Raw genomic sequence first — 19,705 nt, forward strand, 5'->3', positions numbered from 1 at the left:
ACATCACGGGTTTAATCGGCTGCAGCACGCGGTCGGAGCCCTCATCCAAAGTGCCCGCTAGGGCAATCCGAATAATGCGTCCGTCTTGAACACACCTTTGACCCAGCAAGGGAGACCCGGCGATGATAAAAACCTTCGTCGTGGACAATGATCGGCTGCGCCTCACCGAGGACCTCGCGGCGGACGGCGACAGGGTCGTGTGGGCCGACCTCTTCAATCCGACCAAGGAAGAAGAGGCGCGCATCGAGAGCTGGCTGGGCATCGCCATCCCGACCCGCGAGGAGATGGAGGAGATCGAGATTTCGAGCCGCCTCTATATCGAGGACGGCGGCTACTTCATGACCGCCGTGCTGCCGGCGCAGACCGAAGCCGACGACCCGCTGATGTCGCCCGTGACCTTCGCGCTTGCCGGCAACCGGCTGATCACCATCCGCTACCACGAACCCAAGGCCTTCAAGACCTTCCCGCTGCGCGCCGAAAAGGTGGCGACCGGCTGCACCAGCGGCGACACTATCCTGATCGGTCTCTTGGAAGCGATCGTCGATCGCCTGGCGGATATCCTCGAGCGCGCCGGCCGCGACGTTGAAGTGATCTCGCGCGATATCTTCGAGGCGCGCTCGACCAAGGCCTCCAAGCGCAACCGCGATTTCCAGGAACTTCTGAAAGGCATCGGCCGCAAGGAGGACATTGCTTCCTCGGTCCGCGACAGCCTGATCTCGCTGCAGCGCCTGGCCGGTTTTCTCGCCCATGTCGCGGCACAGACCAAGATGAGCAAGGATGTGCGCGCCCGTATCAAGACGCTGTCGCGCGACGTGCTGTCGCTCGCCGACCACGCCACCTTCCTGTCGCAGAAGATCTCCTTCCTGCTCGATGCCACGCTCGGCATGATCTCGATCGAGCAGAACGCCATCATCAAGATCTTCTCGGTCGCCGCCGTCATCTTCCTGCCGCCGACGCTGGTCGCCTCGATCTACGGCATGAATTTCGACATCATCCCCGAGCTGAAATGGGAGTTCGGCTATCCTTTCGCCATCGGCCTAATGGTGGCCTCGGCCATCCTGCCTTTCTGGTATTTCCGCCGCCGCGGCTGGCTCTGATCGCGCCGCCCACTGGCTGGCTTACCAGAAAGGGCTTGACCAAATCGTCCTAGGCCTGCATCCGGGTTGCCCGATCTTGCAGCATGATCCCGAAAAGTGGGAACCGGTTTTCGGAGAAGATCATGCGCCAACAAAAAAGTTAGATCGTGGTGGCGCTTCGACGAAACGCCACCACGATCTAAGGATTTAACCGGATTGCCGACATGACCGGAAAGACCTGGGCCTATGAGGATTTCGTCGAGGGCGCCTCGCTCGACCTCGGCAGCAAGGACGTAAGTGCTGCCGAAATCATCGAATTCGCCGGCGAGTTCGACCCGCAGCCGATGCATCTCGACGAGGAAGCCGGCAAGGCAAGCATCCTCGGCGGACTTTCGGCTTCGGGCTGGCACACCTGCGCGATGTTCATGCGCATGCTGTGCGACGCCTTCCTGCTCGACTCGACCTCTCAAGGGTCGCCCGGCATCGAGCATGTGAAATGGAAGAAGCCGGTGCTGGCCGGCGACCGTCTCACCGGCAAGCTCACAATACTTTCCAAGCGTCAGTCGAAATCCAGGCCGCAGCTTGGCCTCGTCGCGATGCGCAGCGAGCTTTTCAATCAGCGCGGCGAATCTGTCTTCGAGCTCGAGAACACCGGCATGTTCCTGACCCGCGAGGCCATCGCATGACGCTCGACGAATACTTCCTGATAGGCGAAACCGTCACGCTTGGCTCGCACACATTCGAGCCGGACGAGATCAAGGCCTTCGCCAAAAAATACGACCCGCAGGTCTTCCATGTCGACGAGGAGGCGGCGAAGAAGAGCGTGCTCGGCGGGCTCTGCGCCTCCGGCTGGCACACCGCCGCCACCTGGATGAAATACAATCTCGAAAAGCGCATGGAGACCGAGGGCGTGCGCTGGACCGGGCCCGGCCCGCAGCCTGAATTCGGCCCCTCGCCCGGCTTCCGCAACCTCAAATGGCTGAAGCCGGTCTATGCCGGCGAGACGGTGACCTTCACGCGCACCGCGCAGGCGCACCGCCCGCTCGCCGGACGTCCCGGCTGGAACCTGCTCACGCTGCGCTCGGAAGGTTTTGACTCCACCGGCGACAAGGTCATCGAATTCGACAGCGCCGTGCTGGTGAAGGTGGGATGAGAGCCCTTCCCTTCTCCCCTTGTGGGAGAAGGTGGATCGGCGCGCAGCGCCGAGACGGATGAGGGGTGTTCCAGCGGAGTGAGACGCTGGCCTTCCCTGGAGCACCCCTCATCCGTCGCCTTCGGCGACACCTTCTCCCGCAAGGGGAGAAGGGGAAACCGCTCAATGCCCCTCATACCCGATCAGCGTCCGCACCGGCACACCCAGCGCTTCCAGCTTCTGACGCCCGCCGAGATCCGGCAGGTCGATGACGAAGCAGGCCGCGACGATGTCGGCGCCGATCTGCCTGAGCAGCTTCACCGCCGCTTCCGCCGTGCCGCCCGTGGCGATCAGGTCGTCGACCAGGATCACCTTCTCGCCCGGCGCGACGCCGTCCTTGTGCATCTCCATCTCGTCCAGCCCGTATTCGAGGCTGTAGGCCACACGCACGGTCTCATAAGGCAGCTTGCCTTTCTTGCGGATCGGCACGAAGCCGGCCGAAAGCTGGTGCGCCACGGCGCCGCCGAGGATGAAGCCGCGCGCCTCGATGCCGGCGATCTTGTCGATCTTCAGCCCGGCATAGGGATGCACCAGCTCGTCGATGGCGCGGCGGAAGGCGCGCGCGTCGCCAAGCAGCGTGGTGATATCGCGAAACAGGATGCCGGGCTTGGGGTAATCCGGAATGGTGCGGATGGCCGCAAGCAGCGTGTCTTCGAGCGAGGATTTCATCGAGGCTTTCCGCGTGTCCGGCTGTCGGATTTGACGGCGTCGGCCATTGCTGCCCGACGCGACCGACAAGGGCTACCGCGATGTCGCGCCAGAGACAAGCACATCCGGCAAAGGATCGGCGCTGAACGGCCTTCGCCATAAGGAAAGGGCGCCCGCGAAGGCGCCCTTCGAAAAGTACGCGATACCCCGCAGTTACATGCCGAGATCCGAGCGCAGCTCGGAGCGCGCCACTTCGAACTCGGCCTTGAAATCGGGACGGTTGAGCAGGACCGCGGCGATCACGCTGCCGGAAATCTTGCCCATCTCGATATCGGACGGATAGTGGATGCCGCCGACCACGCGGTTATGGGCATATTCGGCCGCGCGCGCCATGATCTCGGCGCGCTTTTCCGGAACCATGTCGGCGAGGATGATGCCCATCATGGTGCCGACCGTCGCATGGCCCGACGGCCAGGAACCGGAATTCGACAGCTTCACAACCGGCTTGACCAGATCGCTAAGCTGATGCGGACGCGGACGTTTCCAGACGTCCTTGGCCGGATCGACGACGGCGCCCTCGGTCGCCACGACGCGATCGAAGAAGGCGCTGAACTTCGGCAGCGTTTCCTTGTTGAACTTCGGCCCCATGACGTCGGCGAAGCGCCAGACATTCTCTTCGGCATCGGCGATGGCGCGCTTTTCCATCTCCGGCGTGCGCGTCACCTGCAGCGTCAGCACCTCGCCGAGCTCGGCTTTGGTTTCCACCGAATCATTGGCCGGCGGCGGCGGCAGGATCATCGTCAGGTCGATGTCCTTGTTGGTGACGAAGGGCTGGGCGTCTTCGGCATGGGCGGCGTATCCGGTGATGAGCAGCAGGAAACCAGCCGCGAGCGATGCGTATCTTTTCATGGGGTGCGATCCTTTGATGAGGGCAAATCAGGATCGCCGCGCGCGATGACGGCCATGTGACATGGGTCCCGGATTGCGCGCGCCGGAATGCAAAAAGGGCGCCTTGCGGCGCCCTCCGGATTTCTTGCGGTCGATGGCGCCTCAGTGCGCCACGTCGGCCCACACCCTACGCTTGGTCATGTAAACCAGCGCGCCGAATATCAGCAGGAAGAACAGCACGCGGAAACCGGTCTTCTTGCGGTCTTCCATATGCGGCTCGGCGGCCCATGCCAGGAAGCTCGCCACGTCGCGGGAATACTGGTCGACGGTCTGCGGCGCGCCGTCGTCATAGGTCACCTGGCCGTCAGAGAGCGGCTTCGGCATCTTCAGCGACACGCCCGACATGAAGTACGGGTTGTAGTGCGTGCCTTCCGGGATGACCATGCCGGCGGGCGGTGTCTGGTCGTAGCCGGTCAGCAGCGAATGGATGTAGTCGGGGCCGCCGGCATCATACTGGGTGAAGATGTCGAAGACGAACTGGGGGAAACCGCGTTCGACGCCACGCGCCTTGGCCAGCAACGACATGTCCGGCGGAGCGGCGCCGCCATTGGCGGAAGCCGCGGCCTCTACGTTCGCGAACGGCGCCGGGAAATGGTCCGACGGCTTGCCGGGACGATCGAACATGTCGCCGGCATCGTTGGGGCCGTCATGGATCGTGTAGCTCGCCGCCAGCGATTTGATCTGGGCCTCGGAATAGCCGAGGTCCGACAGCGTGCGGAACGCCACCAGGTTCATCGAATGGCAGGCCGAGCAGACTTCCTTGTAGACCTTCAGGCCGCGCTGCAGCTGGCCCTTGTCATAGGTGCCGAACGGGCCGGTGAAGCTCCAGCTCATTTCCTTCGGTTCGTTGATCGGGAAATGCGTCGGTGCGGCGGCGTTGTGCGCTTCTTCGGCGGCCATTGCCGCGGTGCCGGCGGCCACAAGGCCGATCAGCGCCAGCGAGATGAGAATCTTCTTCATGCCAAATCCCCTTAGATTCTCTACCGCTCAGCCCTTGGTCTGTGGTGCCGCCGCGGCGCCGGCCGGATGTCCGCTGCCACCCTTGTTCTTTTCCAGCACCGCCTCGGTGATCGAGTTCGGCAGCCGCCTAGGCGTTTCGATCAGGCCGAGCACCGGCATGACGATCAGGAAGAAGGTGAAGTAGAACAGCGTCGCCATCTGCGCCATGAACACGTAGCTGCCTTCCGCCGGCTGCGAGCCCAGCCAGCCAAGCAGGATGGCGTCGGCCACGAACAGCCAGAAGAACAGCTTGTACCATGGGCGGTAGACCGCCGAGCGTACCTTGGAGGTGTCGAGCCACGGCACCAGGAACAGCATGGCGATGGCGCCGAACATGCACAGCACGCCGCCGAGCTTGGAGTTGATCGGGCCGATGTTGAAGGTGATGGCGCGCAGGATCGCGTAGAACGGCAGGAAGTACCATTCCGGAACGATGTGGGCCGGGGTCTTCAGCGGATTGGCGACGATATAGTTGTCGGCATGGCCGAGATAGTTCGGCAGGTAGAAGACGAAATAGGCGAACACGAACAGGAACACGATCATGCCGAACGCGTCCTTGATGGTCGCATAGGGCGTGAAGGCGACGGTGTCGGTCTTCGACTTGACCTCGATGCCGGTCGGGTTCGACTGGCCGACGACATGCAGCGCCCAGATGTGCAGCACGACGACACCGGCGATCATGAACGGCAGCAGGTAGTGCAGCGCGAAGAAGCGGTTCAGCGTCGGATCGTCGACGGCGAAGCCGCCGAGCAGCAGCTGCTGGATCCAGTTGCCGACCAGCGGGATAGCGCTGAAGAAGCCGGTGATGACGGTGGCGCCCCAGAAGCTCATCTGGCCCCAGGGCAGCACATAGCCCATGAAGCCCGTGGCCATCATCAGGAGATAGATGATGCAGCCGAGGATCCACAGCAGCTCGCGCGGCGCCTTGTAGGAGCCGTAGAACAGGCCGCGGAAGATGTGGATATAGACGGCGACGAAGAAGAACGAAGCGCCGTTGGCGTGCAGGTAGCGCAACAGCCAGCCGGAGTTGACGTCGCGCATGATCTTCTCGACCGAATCGAAGGCGAGATTGGTATCGGACGTGTAGTGCATCGCCAGCACGATGCCGGTCAGGATCTGCGAGACCAGCATGATCGACAGGATGCCGCCGAACGTCCACATGTAGTTGAGGTTGCGCGGCACCGGATAGGCGACGAAGCTGTCATAGATCAGCCGCGGCAGCGGCATGCGGGCGTCGAACCAGCGCTCGATACCGGTCTTGGGCGTATAGGTCGAGTGTCCCTCGCTCATCGAAATATCCCCTGCCTCAACCGATAAGGATCTTGGTATCGGAAATGAACTTGAATACCGGGATCGCCATGTTCTCCGGCGCCGGGCCTTTGCGGATGCGGCCGGCGGTGTCGTATTGCGAACCGTGGCAAGGGCAGAACCAGCCGCCGAAATCGCCTTCCTGGCCGAGCGGGATGCAGCCGAGATGGGTGCAGACCTGCACCATCACCATCCAGGCTTCCTTGCCGGGCGTGGTGCGGTTGGCGTCGGTCGCCGGCGCATCGGAGGGCAGGTTGGCGTTGCGCGCGATCGGATCCTTCAGATCGGCGAGATTGACGGCTTCGCCGTCCTTCATTTCCTTTTCGGTGCGGTTGCGCACCACGACCGGCTTGCCGCGCCACTTGACGATCAGCGAAGAACCGGGCTGCAGCGAGGCGACGTCGACCTCGACCGAGGCCAGCGCCAGCGTCGAGGCGTCGGGACGCATCTGGTCGATGAACGGCCACGCGACGGCTCCGGCGCCGACAACGGCGGCCATGCCGGTGGCTACATAGAGAAAATCGCGACGGTTGGGATCGTGGATGTCGGTTGCGCTCACGGGTGCCTGATCCTTTCGCCTCTTCCTAACCGGAGGCCGAGCCTTGTCCCCGCTCAATCGCACCTGCCCGACAGCGCATGGCGAACAGGCTAGCGAATTCCTCCGGCATTTGGATTTTCGGTTTATGCGTGCGGCCCGTTTTTGTCCAGCGGGGTGAAGGCACAAGGGCAGATTGTCGCGGGGATGCGCGGCGGCGGTCGTCGGCATGTCCTCGCCGGGGCGGCTGACAAGGTGAAACGGCGCGGAATCCGCGGGAAATCGGGGCCGCGTTCGCCTCGACATCGACTCCTGGCCCGGTCTATTCTGCCGCCATGGCGCATGTCATTGAACGCGATAGCTGGGCCGAGGCCGCCGACCACTGGAAAGGCGAGCTGCAATGCGGCCAGTTCGGCGCCAATTCCTGCCTGATCTTCAACTATCAGCCGACGGTCGGCGCCGGCCCGCGCCTGCACAAGCACCCCTATGCCGAGATCTTCGTCATCCGCGCCGGCACCGGCCTGTTCACGATCGGCGACCGGGAAATCACGGCCACCGCCGGCCAGATACTGATCGTGCCGCCCGACACGCCGCACAAATTCACCAATCTCGGCCCCGGTCCGCTCGAAAGCACCGACATCCATGAGAACGGCCACTTCATCACCGAGTGGCTGGAGTAGACGATCATAGAGAGCGCTAGCTGGCTCCGAGCCTGACAAGAACGGCGCGCGGGATGTCGTATTCGCGAATGACCGCATCGTGCTTGCGCAGGCCGCAAAGCTCGCGCTGGATGAAATAGGCGTGCACGGCCGCAGCCGCCTCCTTCAGCAGCCGGTTGCGATGCTCGCCCTCGCCGCCCTTACGCAACTTCGCCAGCGTCTCCTCGACGCGCTGGCCGGCGCGTCCGAGCGCTGCCGCCTTTTCAGCCAGGATTTCGTGACCGAGCAGGTCGAGGGCGCTTTCCTGCGCACCTGAGCGTCCGAAATTGGTGGGCATTCTGAACGACATAGCCTTGTTCTACTCCGCTGGCCGCGTCTCTTCCAGCGCGCTTTCCTCGTTGAACAGGAAGCCGCCCGACTGCCTTTTCCATAGCCGGGCGTAAAGTCCGTCGAGCGCGACCAGCTCGTCATGCGTGCCCTGTTCGACGATGCGCCCGCCGTCGAGCACCACCAGCCGGTCGAGCGCCGCGATCGTCGACAGCCGGTGCGCGATGGCGATCACGGTCTTGTTTTCCATCAGCCTGGTCAGGTTTTCCTGGATCGCCGCCTCGATGTCCGAATCGAGCGCCGACGTCGCTTCGTCGAGGATCAGGATCGGCGCATCCTTGAGGAAGACGCGCGCGATAGCGACGCGCTGGCGCTGGCCGCCGGAGAGTTTCACGCCGCGCTCGCCGACATAGGCCTCGTAGCCGGCGCGGCCGCGGTTGTCGCGCAGCCCGAGGATGAAGTCGTGCGCCTCGGCTTTCCTGGCCGCGGCGATCACTTGCGCATCGGTCGCGTCCGGCATGCCGAGCTTGATGTTGTCGCGCAGCGAGCGGTGGAACAGCGCCGTATCCTGGCTGACGACGCCGATATTGCCGCGCAGCGAATTCTGCGTCACCCTGGCGACGTCCTGGCCGTCGATCAGGATCTGGCCGCCTTCCAGGTCGTAAAGGCGCAGGATCAGATTAGCCAAGGTCGTCTTGCCGGCGCCGGACGGGCCGACCAGGCCGACCTTCTCGCCCCGACGCACGACGAGGTCGATGCCGTCGAGCACACCCCCGCCCTTGCCGTAATGGAAGGTGACGTTGCTGACGTCGATGCGGCCGCCGGTGACGGCGAGTTCCCTGGCGTCCGGCGCGTCTGTCAGGCCGAGCGGCTGCGAGATCAGCGCCTTGGAATTCTCCAGCACGCCGAGGTTCCTCAAAATGCCGTTCAGCTGCATCATCAGCCGCCCGAGCAGCATGTTGAGCCTCAACACCAGCGACAGGGTGAAAGCGACGGCGCCGACAGTAATCGAGCCTTCGACCCACAGATAGATGGCGAAGGCGGCGATCGCGGTGATCATGACGCCGGAGAGCATGGTGAGCGCCATGCGCACGCCGGTCAGCCGGCGCGTGAAGGGCCGCAGCGCGTCGAGATAGATGTCGAAGCCGCTGCGGATATAGCGGTCGTCGCCATCGGCCGAAAACAACTTCAGCGTCTGCACGTTCGAGTAGGAATCGACTATGCGGCCGGTGATCATCGAGCCCGCCTCGGCGGTCGCCTCGGCATGCTTGCGGATCGCCGGCAGATAGAGTTTCGCCAGCCAGCCGAAGGCGGCGATCCACACCACCACCAGCACCGCCAGCCGCAGATCCAGCCCCGCGACCAGCGCCAGCGTGGTGACGGTATAGACGATCATGAACCAGACCACCTCGATGAAGCTTTCCATCAGGTCGCCCGTCGCCTGCCCCGCCTGCCAGACTTTCGTCGCGATGCGGCCGGCGAAATCGTTCTGGAAAAAGGCGTAGGATTGGCGCGAGACGTGCCGGTGCCCCTGCCAGCGCACCAGATTGTAGAAGCCGGGCGTGATCGTCTGTTCGTCGACCAGCGCGGCCAATCCGACGACTGCCGTGCGGATGATGAGCACCACCGCGCCCATGAACAAAAGCTCTGGTCCGGCCGCGGCCCAGAGCGCGTGCCAGCTGCGCTCGCCGGGCAACTGGTCCAGGATATCGACCAGCCTGCCGACGAAATAGAACAGACCGGCCTCGACCAGCGGCGCGATGCCGCCGATGATCAGCATGGCGAAGAAGGCGAGCTTCGCTTGCCCGACATAGTGCCAGAGGAACCCGCCGACGCTGGCGGGCGGCCGCAGATTCGCCGGCTCGCGGAACGGGTAGACCCAGTGCTCGAACCAGCGATAGATGGCTTGCATCATTCCGCGGCTTCACCTTTCGTCGACAGGTCGTCGCCGGCCGGCCTTTCCTCGAGCAGGAAGCCGCCCGACTGGCGGCGCCAGAGCTGGGCATAGAGTCCGCCCTTGGCGATCAGCGCCTCATGCGAGCCTTCCTCGATGATGCGCCCCTTGTCCATGACGACGAGCCGGTCCATCGCCGCGATGGTCGACAGCCGGTGGGCGATGGCGATGACCGTCTTGCCTTGCATCAGCTTGTAGAGGTTCTCCTGGATCGCCGCTTCCACCTCCGAATCGAGCGCGGACGTCGCCTCGTCGAGAATGAGGATCGGCGCGTCCTTCAGCATGACGCGGGCAATGGCGATGCGTTGCCGCTGGCCGCCGGACAGCTTCACGCCACGCTCGCCGACGAGCGCCTCATAGCCGCTCTGTCCATGCGGGTCGGTCAGCCCCGCGATCACGTCGTCGATCTGCGCGGCTTTGGCGGCCCTGACCATCGCCTCGTCGCTGGCGGACTGACGTCCATATTTGAGGTTCTCGCGCACGGACCGGTGCAAGAGCGACGTATCCTGGTTGACGAAGCCGATCGCGGCGCGAACGCTCTCCTGCGAAACGTTGCGGATATCCTGCCCGTCGATCAGCACCCTGCCGTCCTGGACGTCGAACAGCCGCAGCACGAGATTGACCAGCGTCGACTTGCCCGCGCCGGAACGCCCGATCAGGCCGACCCGCTCGCCCGGCGCATGGTCGAACTCGATTCCTCCGGCGGTCACAACGAGGGCCGGTGCGTCAGGCTCGTCCTGCATGACGATCGGACGCGCGATCGTCGTCATCGAGTTGCTGGCGACGCCGATCTGCCGGAAGACGTTGGCGCCGACATCGAGGATCCTGCCGGAGATGTTGGCGATCTGCAGCGCGAACGGCATCGCCGTCGCCACCGCGGCGGTGGTCATCGCGCCGGCATTCCAGCCGGCGAGCGCCAGCCAGCTTATGGCGATGAGCAGCGCTGCGTTGAGCACGAACAAGGCCGACCACATCAGCGTGAAAACGCGCATCAGCTGGTAGAACGTGTCGGCGTGCTCGACCACGGCTTGCGAGACATATTTGTCTTCATGCTCGCCGGTCGAGAATGTCTTCAGCGTCAGGATGTTGGTGTAGCTGTCGACCATGCGGCCGCTCACCTGCGACCACCGCTCCGACAGCTGGGACGAGCGCTGCGTGATCCTGGGCATCGCGGACCAGAAGATCAGGCAATAGAACACCAGCCAGATCGCCACGACAGCCAGGAGGAGCGGATCGAGCCGCGCCAGCACCACGACGGCGACCGCAACGAAGACCAGCGCGTACCAGACGGCGTCGACGGTGAGATTGACGCTCATCTCCACCGAATCGCCGCTTTGCATGACCTTGGTTCCGATGCGGCCGGCAAAGTCGTTCTGGAAGAACGACCAGTCCTGGCGCACGACATGCCAGTGGCTCTGCCAGCGGATGAGGTCGATGAGATTGGGCGCGATGGCATGGTTGCGGATCAACGCATCGACGACCATCGACAGCGGGCGCAAAAGCACCACGAACGCCATCAAGGCAAGCAGCGGCCCATGCGCTGCGAAGAAGTCGCCGGGCTTGGCGTCGGCGAGCGCGCCAACGATCAGGCCGACGAAAATCGGCAGCATCGCGTCGGAAATGGCGGCGACGGCAACGATGACCATGCGCAACCGATAGGCGGCGCGAAACTGGCTTATGAAATACCAGTAGAACCGCCAAAGCCCCATTGGCGGCTGCCTGTCGTCGGCGAGCGCCACCGGCGAATAACGGCTTTCGAACCAGGTGAAGATGCGGTCGAACATTTTTCTCTCATATGCGCCGGAAACCCGCCCGCACCCCGGTCCGGGAACTGGCCGGCCTCCGACCATGCCGTGGTTACGCCCGGGATCGATTCCCGGCAATCGTCGTAACCACGCTACCAATCGCGATCGCGTTACTCCGCCGCCATCCCCGTTTCGGGCGCCTTGGCATCGGACTCGGCCGGACCGTCATCGAGCAGGAAGCCGCCGGACTGGCGCTGCCAGAGCTGGGCATAGAGCCCGCCTTTGGCGACCAGCTCTTCATGCGAGCCCTCCTCGATGATGCGGCCCTTGTCCATGACGACGAGCCGGTCCATCGCCGCGATCGTCGACAGGCGATGCGCGATGGCGATGACGGTCTTGCCCTGCATCAGCTTGTAGAGGTTTTCCTGGATCGCCGCCTCGGCTTCCGAATCGAGCGCCGAGGTCGCCTCGTCGAGGATCAGGATCGGCGCGTCCTTCAGCATGACGCGGGCGATGGCGATGCGCTGCCGCTGGCCGCCGGACAATTTGACGCCGCGGTCGCCGACATAGGCATCGAAATTCTTGCGGCCTTCTGAATCGGAAAGCTCGGAGATGAAGTCGAGCGCTTCGGCGCGCTTCGCCGCCTCGACCAGCATCTCGTCGGTCGCGTCAGGCCGGCCGTAGAGGATGTTCTCCTTCACCGACCGGTGCAGCAGCGAGGTGTCCTGCGTCACCATGCCGATCCGCGCGCGCAGCGAATCCTGCGTCACCGCCGCGATCTCCTGGCCGTCGACGAGGATCCTGCCGCTTTCCAGGTCGTAGAAGCGCAGCAAAAGGTTGACCAGCGTCGACTTGCCGGCGCCGGAGCGGCCGACAATGCCGACTTTCTCGCCGGGTTTTATGGTCAGCGACAGATTCTCGATGACGCCCTTCTGCCTGCCGTAATGGAAGCGGATGTCCTCGAAGCGTATCTCGCCGCTGGTGACGGCAATATCCTTGGCGCCCGGCCGGTCCTCGACCAGGCGCGGCAGCGAGATCGACTGGATGCCGTCCTGCACCGTGCCGATGTTTTCGAACAGCCCGGACATTTCCCACATGATCCACTGCGACATGCCCCACATGCGCAGCACCAGGCCGATGACCACGGCGACGGCGCCGATCGTCACCGCATCGCCGAGCCACAGCCACAAAGACAGCGCGGTGACCGAGGACAACAGCAGCGCGTTCAGGATGTAGAGCAGGCCGTAGAGCACCGTCACCAGCCGCATCGAGCGGTAGACCGTCTCGAGGAAGCCGGCCATGCCTTCCCTGGCGAAGGACGCCTCGCGGCGGGCGTGCGAAAACAGCTTCACCGTCTGGATGTTGGAATAACTGTCGACGACACGACCGGTCATCATCGAACGCGCATTGGCCTGCTCTTCGCCGACCTTGCCGAGCCGCGGAATGAAATAACACAGCAGAGCGATGTAGCCGACCAGCCACACGCCGAGGGGGGCGGCCAGGCGCAAGTCCGCCGAGCCGACGATGAACAGCATGCCGAGGAAATAGACGATGATGTAGTTGAGGACGTCTATGACCTTCATGACGCAGTCGCGCACGGCGAGTGCCGTCTGCATCAGCTTGGTGGCGATGCGGCCGGCGAACTCGTCCTGGTAGAAAGCCATCGACTGTTTCAGCAGGTAGCGATGCACCTGCCAGCGGATGCGCATCGGATAATTGCCCATCGTCGTCTGCTGATTGACCAGCGAACGCAGCCAGACCGTGCCGGGCAGCGCAAACAGCACGATGAAGGCCATGCCGGCCAGTTTCCAGCTCTCCGTCTGCAGGAAGGTTTCCCGGTTCTGCGCCGACAGCCAGTCGACGATGCGGCCCATGAAACCGAACATCCACACTTCGGCGACGGCGATCGCCGCCACCAGGACAGCGTCGATGGCGATGTAAGGCCAGGCGCCGCGCGTGTAATGAACGCAGAACGCGATCAGCGTCTTCGGCGGCTCGACCGGCTCCTCGGCGGGAAACGGATCGAGCCTCTTTTCAAACCAGCGGAACATTCCAGGCACTCACAAATGCTATGCGCGCTCACGCGGCGCGGGATTGACGGGCAAGGCTTTGCGGCCGCGCGGCGCGACGGGCCGGCGATACGGAATCACCCGTATCGTCGGCCCTGCTTCGCGCAATATAGGGTGTCGCGGGCTTTTCGCCGACGGGCTCGCTCGACGATGCTGACGGCAGGCTTGATCCGGCCCGGTTCTTGGCCCCGGGCCGGATCAAGCGGATGATCCGGCGCACCAGCGTCGGCCGGCTGTGGTCGGGCACCGCACGCGAGAAATCGACATCCGGCAGCATGCCGCGATGCGGCCTGCGGCGCTCCTCGGCATGCACCGCCGACGAATAGGTCTCGCCGATCAGCAGTGCCCAGGTCGCCGCCTTGCGCTCGTGCAGGCTTCTTGAACCGGGTATTTTGTAGGGATCGAACATCGGTCCGTCCTCCATATGCAAATGCGTGAAAAAGGATGATGCGACCTCGGCCACCGGCATTCGGCCGGAGGCGCGGATCGAATCGGGCGGGACACGACGGCAAGCGTCGGTCCCGGCACGTTCAGCTGGGGCATGGCGCCCCTTTGGCAGTTTGAAAAACATCGCAAGATTCCTTCGAAGGCCGAAAACTGGGTTCGGCGGGAATCGGTGCGATGAGGACTTAAAGTGTCAGAAGAATCGTCGTACCGAAACCGCCGTCGGGCATACGAGTGCCCAGGAGAGGCGCTGGATGTGCATGGTCATCATGTGGTCCCCTCCATTCGGTTCGGGTTGACGATGATGGGCATATACTCGACTTCGCAGAAAATGGCCACCCGCCAGTCCAGAAATCGCCGAAAGCCGGAGACGCCTGTGGCCGATCTGCCACTTATTAGCAGGACGTGGAAATGAACGATCGTCTCCGCATCGCGCTCTACCAACCGGATATCGCCGGCAACACCGGGACAATCCTGCGCTTCGTCGCCTGCCTCGACCTCGCTGTCGACATCGTCGAGCCGGCCGGCTTTCCGCTCTCCGACCGGGCGTTGAAACGGGCCGGCATGGATTATCTCGAAATGGCGGCGCTCTCGCGCCATGCCGACTGGCACGCCTTCGAGGCGTGGCGCAAGGCGCATGCGCGCCGCCTGGTGCTGCTCACCACCAAGGCCACGACCGCCTATACCGACTTCGCTTTCGCCGCCGGCGACATTCTTCTGTTCGGCCGCGAATCCGCCGGCGTGACGCAAGAAGTCCACGAGGCGGCTCATGCGCGACTGACCATTCCGATGCGGCCGGGCGCGCGCAGCATCAATGTCGCGCTGTCGGTCGCCATGGTCGCGGGCGAAGCGCTCCGCCAGCTCGGCTAGAACCTCGCGCCCCGCGTCTTCGCCGCGCGCGGGCTCCACTCGCGGCGTCATTCTTACCCAGGCGCACATCGCCTTCTCCTGCAATTGCTCTATCAACGTTTCCTGGCTACAAGCTCAACTTAACTTGAGGTCAAGCAGGAATTTGAGAATGGCTCCGGTAAGGGAATTGACGGTCGGCCAGGTGGCGGTGCGCAGCGGCGTGGCGGTGTCGGCGCTGCATTTCTACGAGGCGCGCGGGCTGATCCGCAGCCACCGCACGTCGGGCAACCAGAGGCGCTACAGCCGCGACGTGCTGCGGCGCGTCGCGATCATCCGTGTCGCCCAGGAAGTCGGCATCCCGCTCGCCGGGATCGCCCGGGCGTTCCAGTCCCTGCCCGAAGAACGCACCCCGACGCGCGAGGACTGGAACCTGCTTTCAACGGCCTGGCGCGACGAGCTCGACCAGAAGATCGCACAGCTCAAGAAATTGCGTGACGGCCTGACCGACTGCATCGGCTGCGGCTGCATGTCGATCGACAAATGCCCGCTGCGGAACAAGGAAGACCGGCTGGCCAGGGAGGGAACGGGCGCGAGACGGCTGGTTCTTCCTTCTCCCCGTTCACGGGGAGAAGGTGCCCGAAGGGCGGATGAGGGGCAGCGCTGAGTTCGGCAATTGGTTTCGGCCCCGCTAAAGGACCGTTGTCTGGCTGAGCGACAATCTCAAAAAGCCGGCGCCGCCCCTCACCTGCCTGCCGGCATCCTCTCCCCGTAAACGGGGCGAGGAAATCCTAGTCCGCTGCCGGCAGCCGCCGCATGGTAAACTCGATCACGTCGCCCGGGCGCTCGAACCAGCTTTCGATCTCGGTCCAGTAGGCCTGCTTGGGGAAGCGCTCGAACCACTCCTTGGCCTTGAGGCGCGCGGCGGACCTCGGCAACACGAAGGTCTCGCGCAGGAATCCGTCGCGCGGCAGGTTTGCGCGCTCGGCCCGCGAGCGTTCCAGCCTCTTCTTCAAGCCATCCAGCGGCGGTCTCGCCGGGGTGCGCACGAAGGATCTCCTTTGCACCTTGGTCAGACAGGACTTGACCCTTGCCCTCAAGAGATTAGGGATCGCGCGCAGAAAAAACGAGTCATTTGTCAGGCAAGCGCGCCTGTGGCTGGAGACTGAATTGGAAAGACCTGACCTTCCCGTGGGGCTGCCGGCCGACATCGAGCAGAAGAAGATGAAGGCGCGCCTCTGGTTCGAGGCTTTGCGCGAGCGCATCTGCGCCACCTTCGAGCAGATCGAGCAGGAACTCGGCGGACCGCAATCCGCATGGTCGCCCGGCCATTTCGAGAAGACGCCCTGGGAGCGCGACGAAGGCCGCGGTGGCGGCGGCACCATGGCGATGATGCGCGGCCGCGTCTTCGAGAAGGTCGGCGTGCACACCTCGACCGTCCATGGCGAATTCTCGCCCGAGTTCAGGAAGCAGGTTCCCGGCGCCGAGGAGGACCCGCGCTTCTGGGCAAGCGGCATCTCGCTGATTGCCCACCCCTGGAACCCCAACGTGCCGGCCGTTCACATGAACACGCGCATGGTCGTCACCACGCGCCAGTGGTTCGGCGGCGGCGCCGATCTGACGCCGGTGCTCGACCGCCGCCGCACCCAGGACGACCCCGACACGATCGCCTTCCATCGCGCCATGCAATTCGCTTGCGAGAAGAACGCCGCGGTCGCCGACTATCCGAAATTCAAAGCCTGGTGCGACGAGTATTTCTTCCTGCCGCACCGCAATGAGCCGCGCGGCATCGGCGGCATCTTCTTCGACTGGTTGCATTCGGACGAGGACAGAGGCGGCTGGGACGCAGACCTCAATTTCGTCCAGGACGTCGGACGTTCTTTCCTCGTCGTCTATGCCCATCTGGTGCGAGGCAATTTCGACCAGAACTGGACCGATGAGGAGCGCGACGAGCAGCTCATCCGGCGCGGCCGCTACGTCGAATTCAATTTGCTTCACGATCGCGGCACCATCTTCGGCCTGAAGACCGGCGGCAATGTCGCCTCGATCCTGTCCAGCTTGCCGCCCGAGGTAAAATGGCCGTAACGATCGGGTGATCGCGGCGATAGCCGCATTGCCGTCCCATTCGCCGAATCTTGGCCGCCAATGTGGCAGGCCGGATTTCTTTTTCGTCTAATATCCTTTTGAAAAAATTGAGTTATTTAAGGTCGTCGGGTCGGGAAGCGCGGGCGGTTCGCCATCGCTGCGAGCCGTGACCCGACGCGACTTGACGGCCCTGATCGAGGGGGTGCCCCCCTATGGGCGCCCGCATTTCCAGGAGAGCATGCCATGCGCAAGCTTATCGTGACGGCGGCAGCCGCCGCCTTTCTCGCCTCCGGTGGCGCCGCGTTCGCGGCGGTCAAACACACCACCGGTACCGTGAAAAACTTCGACGGGACGGCCATGAGCCTTGTTCTGGACGATGGATCGACCTTCACCCTGTCCAAGGCCTTCAAGGATCCCGGCATCCAGGCCGGCGAAAAGGTCCGCGTGTCCTGGGATATGAGCGGCAAGAACAAAATTGCCGAGGCCGTCAAGATCATGAAGTAACGACCTTGCGCTGAAGGTCCAGTGCTCAGGCAGCAGGGAAAGGCGGGGCATCACGCTCCGCCTTTCCTTTCCAATCCGAGATCTAATCCGAGACAGGATGCAACCGAACCGTTCGACGCGTGTTATGGTAGTCCGGCAGAGCAACCGGAAGAGGCACGCCGCCGTTTCCCTCCCGGACTGCCAAGACAAAACATCAGGGGCGGCCGGCCGAGCGAACCACCCCGCGACAGGAAAGGAAAACCCTATGAAGGAATTTCAGTGCGGATCGCTGGTTCCCGGCTGTGAGTGGCACACGCGCGCCGAGGAGGAAGCGGAAGTCATGCGCCGCGCCGTCGAGCATATGCGCGAGACCCATGGCGAGACCGTCATCCGTGAGACGATGATCGAGGCGATCCGCTCGCGCATCCAGAAGGTCCGCGACGCCGCCTGAGCGGCCACATCACGGAATTCGAACCAAGCAGGCCGACAGGCAGGAGCCGAACGTCGCTTCCCGCACACGGCGCTCTCTCGGCAGGCGGTCCTTGGCATCGCCTGCCGAGGCATTTTTCCGCATAATTCAAGCAAATTCTTATATTCGTAGCGGCTTGGATAACCTCCCGGTAACGGTGCGCGTGCGACTCTGCGGCGTATGATCCGGCCAGAGGCGGCTGCCCGAGGAGCCCTTCGCCATCAAGGCGCTGTCCGGAATGGTGGGGCGAGGTGCTTCGCGCATGCGCGAGCGATCCAATATCCGAGACGGTCTCTGCAGGGCGGCGCTGCTGTTGTGCCTGCTTCTCTGCGCGTCCACCGCAGCTGCCCAGGAATGGACCACCTCGCTCGTCGACATCCATCAGGGCTCTCCGCTCAGCGACCGCGCCAGGGGCCTCGGCAATGGCGGCTACGAGCTGCAGAGCGGCAGTTGGGTGTCGTTCACGCGCTGGTATCATGCGACCTGGGTCGACACGCATATCGACTTTCTCACCCAGATCACGCCCGATACCGGCATTCTCTGGGGATTTGGCACCGGAGAGCAGGCCGAGAAATACCGCATCGAGCCCAGCCTCAAGCTTGGTTTTCTCACCCAGGTCCATCCGAATCCGAACAGCACCCTGTCGCTGTCGGTCACCTCGATCATCGGCGGCAATCTCACGGAAAAACCCTGCCAGGCCGACTATGGTGACCTGGGAACCTACAGCGTCAACTGCCGGCTCGCGGCAGGCGAGACGGCGCCTGAGGAAACGCTGAAGTATCTGGTCAACGCCAAGCCGGAGACCATGCATCTCTGGCTGAATTATCGTCTCACCTTCTGATCGCGGGAGCGGCAAATGAAATCATCTCGCCTCGAAATTCGCGATCGTCCGTCCTGGTTCCTGTCTGACTGGAGAATGAACATGTCGGTTAATTCCTTGAAGTTGGGCGTGGCTGCTGCCCTGGCCATGCTTTCGGCACCGATCGCATCGGCGCAGGAGGCTCTCAGCCCGGACGAGACGGCGGCGCTTTGCCATGGCGGCGGATCCATATGCGTGAGCGCAACGATCCCGGTGGCCCGGACGACGCAGACCGTGCAGAGCTGGATGAGCCCCGATGTCGGCGCCGCATGGGCCGCCGGCTACAAGGGCAAGGGCGTCACCATCACCATGGTCGACGACTTCAGCAGCACGTCGCGCTTCTCCGGCAATTTCGGCATCGGCGTCCAGACGCAGCGGCACGGTGAATGGACACGCGAGGAGGCAAGCATGATCGCCCCCGCGGCGACCATCCGCTCCAAGGATTTCTCGACCGGCACCTATGTCCCGCTGGCCGGCGGCCGCAACGTGCTCAACCTCAGCTATGGCATGTATACGACCGCGGGCTACAGCGTGAACCAGATCGGCTGGGCCCCGGAAGAGGCGTCGATCATCACTTACGCGACCAGGGGCTCGGCGATCGTCTCGAAGGCGGCCGGCAACGACGCCGTCGCCGTCGGCGCGGCCATTAACGGCCAGCAGGACTATCTCGACCTGGCTTTGATCGGCAAGTCGACGGCGATCTTCGTCGGCGCGCTGTCGACGAACGGCACGACGGCCAACAAGGCTCAGCTTGCCTGGTATTCCGACTATGCCGGTGCCAATACGCAGGTGCAGAGCCACTTCCTGGTGGTCGGCGTCGAAGGCGACAAGACCGGTCTTTACGGAACGTCCTTCGCCGCGCCGATCATCTCCGGCTACGCCGCGATCATCGGCAGCAAGTTCACCAAGGCGACGCCGGTGCAGATCACCAACGACCTGCTCAACACGGCCCGCACGGACACGCTGGTCAATTACGATCCGTCCGTCTACGGCAAGGGCGAGGCAAGCCTCTCACGGGCGCTGGCCCCCGTGGCGATCCGTTGACGGCCGATCGCTCTG

22 protein-coding genes are annotated in these 19,705 nt (G+C 63.7%); 11 read left to right on the forward strand and 11 right to left on the reverse strand.

Annotated elements, in window-relative coordinates:
* Nucleotides 1-122 precede the first annotated feature (122 nt).
* The 3 genes from corA (at nt 123) to KVT37_RS18810 (ending at nt 2,229) form a co-directional block, all read left to right on the forward strand.
* On the forward strand, nt 123-1,097 hold the full coding sequence (corA, locus tag KVT37_RS18800) for a magnesium/cobalt transporter CorA (RefSeq protein WP_217575759.1): 975 nt from the start codon (nt 123-125) through the stop codon (nt 1,095-1,097).
* A gap of 203 nt (nt 1,098-1,300) precedes the next feature.
* The gene (locus tag KVT37_RS18805; protein ID WP_217575762.1) at nt 1,301-1,762 is read left to right on the forward strand and encodes a MaoC family dehydratase; all 462 of its coding nucleotides are present in this window, start codon (nt 1,301-1,303) and stop codon (nt 1,760-1,762) included.
* Entirely contained in the window at nt 1,759-2,229 is a 471-nt protein-coding gene (locus tag KVT37_RS18810; RefSeq protein WP_217575764.1) for a MaoC family dehydratase, read from the forward strand. The genes KVT37_RS18805 and KVT37_RS18810 overlap by 4 nt, the downstream gene beginning before the upstream one ends.
* 162 nt (nt 2,230-2,391) lie before the next feature.
* Here the strand turns inward: KVT37_RS18810 and KVT37_RS18815 are convergent, their stop codons facing one another.
* From KVT37_RS18815 to petA, 5 genes are all read right to left on the reverse strand, one after another.
* A complete protein-coding gene (locus tag KVT37_RS18815) occupies nt 2,392-2,937 on the reverse strand; it encodes an adenine phosphoribosyltransferase (RefSeq protein ID WP_217575766.1) in 546 nt (181 codons plus the stop codon).
* A 192-nt stretch (nt 2,938-3,129) separates the two neighbouring features.
* On the reverse strand, nt 3,130-3,825 hold the full coding sequence (locus KVT37_RS18820) for a phosphatase PAP2 family protein (RefSeq protein WP_217575768.1): 696 nt from the start codon (nt 3,823-3,825) through the stop codon (nt 3,130-3,132).
* Nucleotides 3,826-3,966: 141 nt separating this feature from the next.
* Nucleotides 3,967-4,824 carry a cytochrome c1 gene (locus KVT37_RS18825; RefSeq protein ID WP_217575770.1) on the reverse strand — a complete coding sequence of 286 codons (858 nt, stop codon included), beginning with the start codon at nt 4,822-4,824 and terminating at the stop codon, nt 3,967-3,969.
* 27 nt (nt 4,825-4,851) lie between these two features.
* Nucleotides 4,852-6,153, reverse strand: a complete 1,302-nt coding sequence (locus tag KVT37_RS18830; RefSeq protein ID WP_217575772.1) for a cytochrome b N-terminal domain-containing protein — start codon at nt 6,151-6,153, stop codon at nt 4,852-4,854.
* Between the two features lie 16 nt (nt 6,154-6,169).
* Nucleotides 6,170-6,730, reverse strand: a complete 561-nt coding sequence (petA, locus tag KVT37_RS18835; protein ID WP_112099424.1) for a ubiquinol-cytochrome c reductase iron-sulfur subunit — start codon at nt 6,728-6,730, stop codon at nt 6,170-6,172.
* A 311-nt stretch (nt 6,731-7,041) separates the two neighbouring features.
* Here petA and KVT37_RS18840 point away from each other — a divergent pair, with 311 nt between their 5' ends.
* Nucleotides 7,042-7,386 (forward strand): cupin domain-containing protein, encoded by a 345-nt coding sequence (locus KVT37_RS18840; RefSeq protein ID WP_217575774.1) that lies wholly within the window; start codon nt 7,042-7,044, stop codon nt 7,384-7,386.
* A 16-nt stretch (nt 7,387-7,402) separates the two neighbouring features.
* On the opposite strand, the gene KVT37_RS18845 is transcribed toward KVT37_RS18840, so the two are convergent.
* The 5 genes from KVT37_RS18845 to KVT37_RS18865 all read right to left on the reverse strand — a co-directional run bounded on the left by KVT37_RS18845 (nt 7,403) and on the right by KVT37_RS18865 (nt 13,869).
* The gene (locus KVT37_RS18845; protein WP_217575776.1) at nt 7,403-7,714 is read right to left on the reverse strand and encodes a DUF6665 family protein; all 312 of its coding nucleotides are present in this window, start codon (nt 7,712-7,714) and stop codon (nt 7,403-7,405) included.
* 9 nt (nt 7,715-7,723) lie between these two features.
* Nucleotides 7,724-9,607, reverse strand: a complete 1,884-nt coding sequence (locus KVT37_RS18850; RefSeq protein ID WP_217575778.1) for an ABC transporter ATP-binding protein — start codon at nt 9,605-9,607, stop codon at nt 7,724-7,726.
* Nucleotides 9,604-11,430, reverse strand: coding sequence for an ABC transporter ATP-binding protein (locus KVT37_RS18855; RefSeq protein ID WP_217575780.1), 1,827 nt, complete (start codon nt 11,428-11,430; stop codon nt 9,604-9,606). Before KVT37_RS18855 ends, KVT37_RS18850 begins: the two co-directional genes overlap by 4 nt.
* Nucleotides 11,431-11,561: 131 nt before the next feature.
* A complete protein-coding gene (locus KVT37_RS18860; RefSeq protein WP_217575782.1) occupies nt 11,562-13,442 on the reverse strand; it encodes an ABC transporter ATP-binding protein in 1,881 nt (626 codons plus the stop codon).
* A 28-nt stretch (nt 13,443-13,470) separates the two neighbouring features.
* Nucleotides 13,471-13,869 carry a hypothetical protein gene (locus KVT37_RS18865; RefSeq protein ID WP_254634114.1) on the reverse strand — a complete coding sequence of 133 codons (399 nt, stop codon included), beginning with the start codon at nt 13,867-13,869 and terminating at the stop codon, nt 13,471-13,473.
* A 446-nt stretch (nt 13,870-14,315) separates the two neighbouring features.
* Between KVT37_RS18865 and KVT37_RS18870 the strand changes: the two genes are divergently transcribed.
* Both KVT37_RS18870 and soxR read left to right on the forward strand, forming a co-directional pair.
* Nucleotides 14,316-14,774 (forward strand): tRNA (cytidine(34)-2'-O)-methyltransferase, encoded by a 459-nt coding sequence (locus tag KVT37_RS18870; RefSeq protein ID WP_217575784.1) that lies wholly within the window; start codon nt 14,316-14,318, stop codon nt 14,772-14,774.
* A gap of 148 nt (nt 14,775-14,922) precedes the next feature.
* A complete protein-coding gene (soxR, locus tag KVT37_RS18875) occupies nt 14,923-15,417 on the forward strand; it encodes a redox-sensitive transcriptional activator SoxR (RefSeq protein ID WP_217575786.1) in 495 nt (164 codons plus the stop codon).
* 124 nt (nt 15,418-15,541) lie between these two features.
* Here soxR and KVT37_RS18880 read toward each other — a convergent pair whose 3' ends face one another.
* Complete coding sequence (locus KVT37_RS18880; RefSeq protein WP_217575788.1) at nt 15,542-15,799, reverse strand: hypothetical protein; 258 nt, start codon at nt 15,797-15,799, stop codon at nt 15,542-15,544.
* 121 nt (nt 15,800-15,920) lie between these two features.
* On the opposite strand from KVT37_RS18880, the gene hemF reads away from it, so the two are divergent.
* From hemF to KVT37_RS18905, 5 genes are all read left to right on the forward strand, one after another.
* Nucleotides 15,921-16,835 (forward strand): oxygen-dependent coproporphyrinogen oxidase, encoded by a 915-nt coding sequence (gene hemF, locus KVT37_RS18885; protein WP_217575790.1) that lies wholly within the window; start codon nt 15,921-15,923, stop codon nt 16,833-16,835.
* Nucleotides 16,836-17,078: 243 nt separating this feature from the next.
* Nucleotides 17,079-17,339, forward strand: coding sequence for a DUF1344 domain-containing protein (locus tag KVT37_RS18890; RefSeq protein WP_112099413.1), 261 nt, complete (start codon nt 17,079-17,081; stop codon nt 17,337-17,339).
* A gap of 244 nt (nt 17,340-17,583) precedes the next feature.
* On the forward strand, nt 17,584-17,769 hold the full coding sequence (locus tag KVT37_RS18895) for a DUF1059 domain-containing protein (protein ID WP_217575792.1): 186 nt from the start codon (nt 17,584-17,586) through the stop codon (nt 17,767-17,769).
* Nucleotides 17,770-18,049: 280 nt separating this feature from the next.
* A complete protein-coding gene (locus KVT37_RS18900; RefSeq protein ID WP_217575794.1) occupies nt 18,050-18,628 on the forward strand; it encodes a hypothetical protein in 579 nt (192 codons plus the stop codon).
* An 81-nt stretch (nt 18,629-18,709) separates the two neighbouring features.
* Nucleotides 18,710-19,690 (forward strand): S8 family serine peptidase, encoded by a 981-nt coding sequence (locus KVT37_RS18905; RefSeq protein WP_217575796.1) that lies wholly within the window; start codon nt 18,710-18,712, stop codon nt 19,688-19,690.
* Nucleotides 19,691-19,705 lie beyond the last annotated feature (15 nt).

It is taken from the genome of Mesorhizobium sp. GbtcB19 (genome assembly GCF_019091085.1).
In the GTDB taxonomy this organism is placed as follows: Bacteria; Pseudomonadota; Alphaproteobacteria; order Rhizobiales; family Rhizobiaceae; genus Mesorhizobium.

Coding starts and splice junctions, on each gene's coding strand:
- corA (WP_217575759.1), top strand. CDS start 123: ATGATAAAAACCTTCGTCGTGGACAATGATCGGCTGCGCCTCACCGAG.
- KVT37_RS18805 (WP_217575762.1), top strand. CDS start 1,301: ATGACCGGAAAGACCTGGGCCTATGAGGATTTCGTCGAGGGCGCCTCG.
- KVT37_RS18810 (WP_217575764.1), top strand. CDS start 1,759: ATGACGCTCGACGAATACTTCCTGATAGGCGAAACCGTCACGCTTGGC.
- KVT37_RS18815 (WP_217575766.1), bottom strand. CDS start 2,937: ATGAAATCCTCGCTCGAAGACACGCTGCTTGCGGCCATCCGCACCATT.
- KVT37_RS18820 (WP_217575768.1), bottom strand. CDS start 3,825: ATGAAAAGATACGCATCGCTCGCGGCTGGTTTCCTGCTGCTCATCACC.
- KVT37_RS18825 (WP_217575770.1), bottom strand. CDS start 4,824: ATGAAGAAGATTCTCATCTCGCTGGCGCTGATCGGCCTTGTGGCCGCC.
- KVT37_RS18830 (WP_217575772.1), bottom strand. CDS start 6,153: ATGAGCGAGGGACACTCGACCTATACGCCCAAGACCGGTATCGAGCGC.
- KVT37_RS18840 (WP_217575774.1), top strand. CDS start 7,042: ATGGCGCATGTCATTGAACGCGATAGCTGGGCCGAGGCCGCCGACCAC.
- KVT37_RS18845 (WP_217575776.1), bottom strand. CDS start 7,714: ATGTCGTTCAGAATGCCCACCAATTTCGGACGCTCAGGTGCGCAGGAA.
- KVT37_RS18850 (WP_217575778.1), bottom strand. CDS start 9,607: ATGATGCAAGCCATCTATCGCTGGTTCGAGCACTGGGTCTACCCGTTC.
- KVT37_RS18855 (WP_217575780.1), bottom strand. CDS start 11,430: ATGTTCGACCGCATCTTCACCTGGTTCGAAAGCCGTTATTCGCCGGTG.
- KVT37_RS18860 (WP_217575782.1), bottom strand. CDS start 13,442: ATGTTCCGCTGGTTTGAAAAGAGGCTCGATCCGTTTCCCGCCGAGGAG.
- KVT37_RS18865 (WP_254634114.1), bottom strand. CDS start 13,869: ATGTTCGATCCCTACAAAATACCCGGTTCAAGAAGCCTGCACGAGCGC.
- KVT37_RS18870 (WP_217575784.1), top strand. CDS start 14,316: ATGAACGATCGTCTCCGCATCGCGCTCTACCAACCGGATATCGCCGGC.
- soxR (WP_217575786.1), top strand. CDS start 14,923: ATGGCTCCGGTAAGGGAATTGACGGTCGGCCAGGTGGCGGTGCGCAGC.
- KVT37_RS18890 (WP_112099413.1), top strand. CDS start 17,079: ATGCGCAAGCTTATCGTGACGGCGGCAGCCGCCGCCTTTCTCGCCTCC.
- KVT37_RS18895 (WP_217575792.1), top strand. CDS start 17,584: ATGAAGGAATTTCAGTGCGGATCGCTGGTTCCCGGCTGTGAGTGGCAC.
- KVT37_RS18900 (WP_217575794.1), top strand. CDS start 18,050: ATGCGCGAGCGATCCAATATCCGAGACGGTCTCTGCAGGGCGGCGCTG.
- KVT37_RS18905 (WP_217575796.1), top strand. CDS start 18,710: ATGTCGGTTAATTCCTTGAAGTTGGGCGTGGCTGCTGCCCTGGCCATG.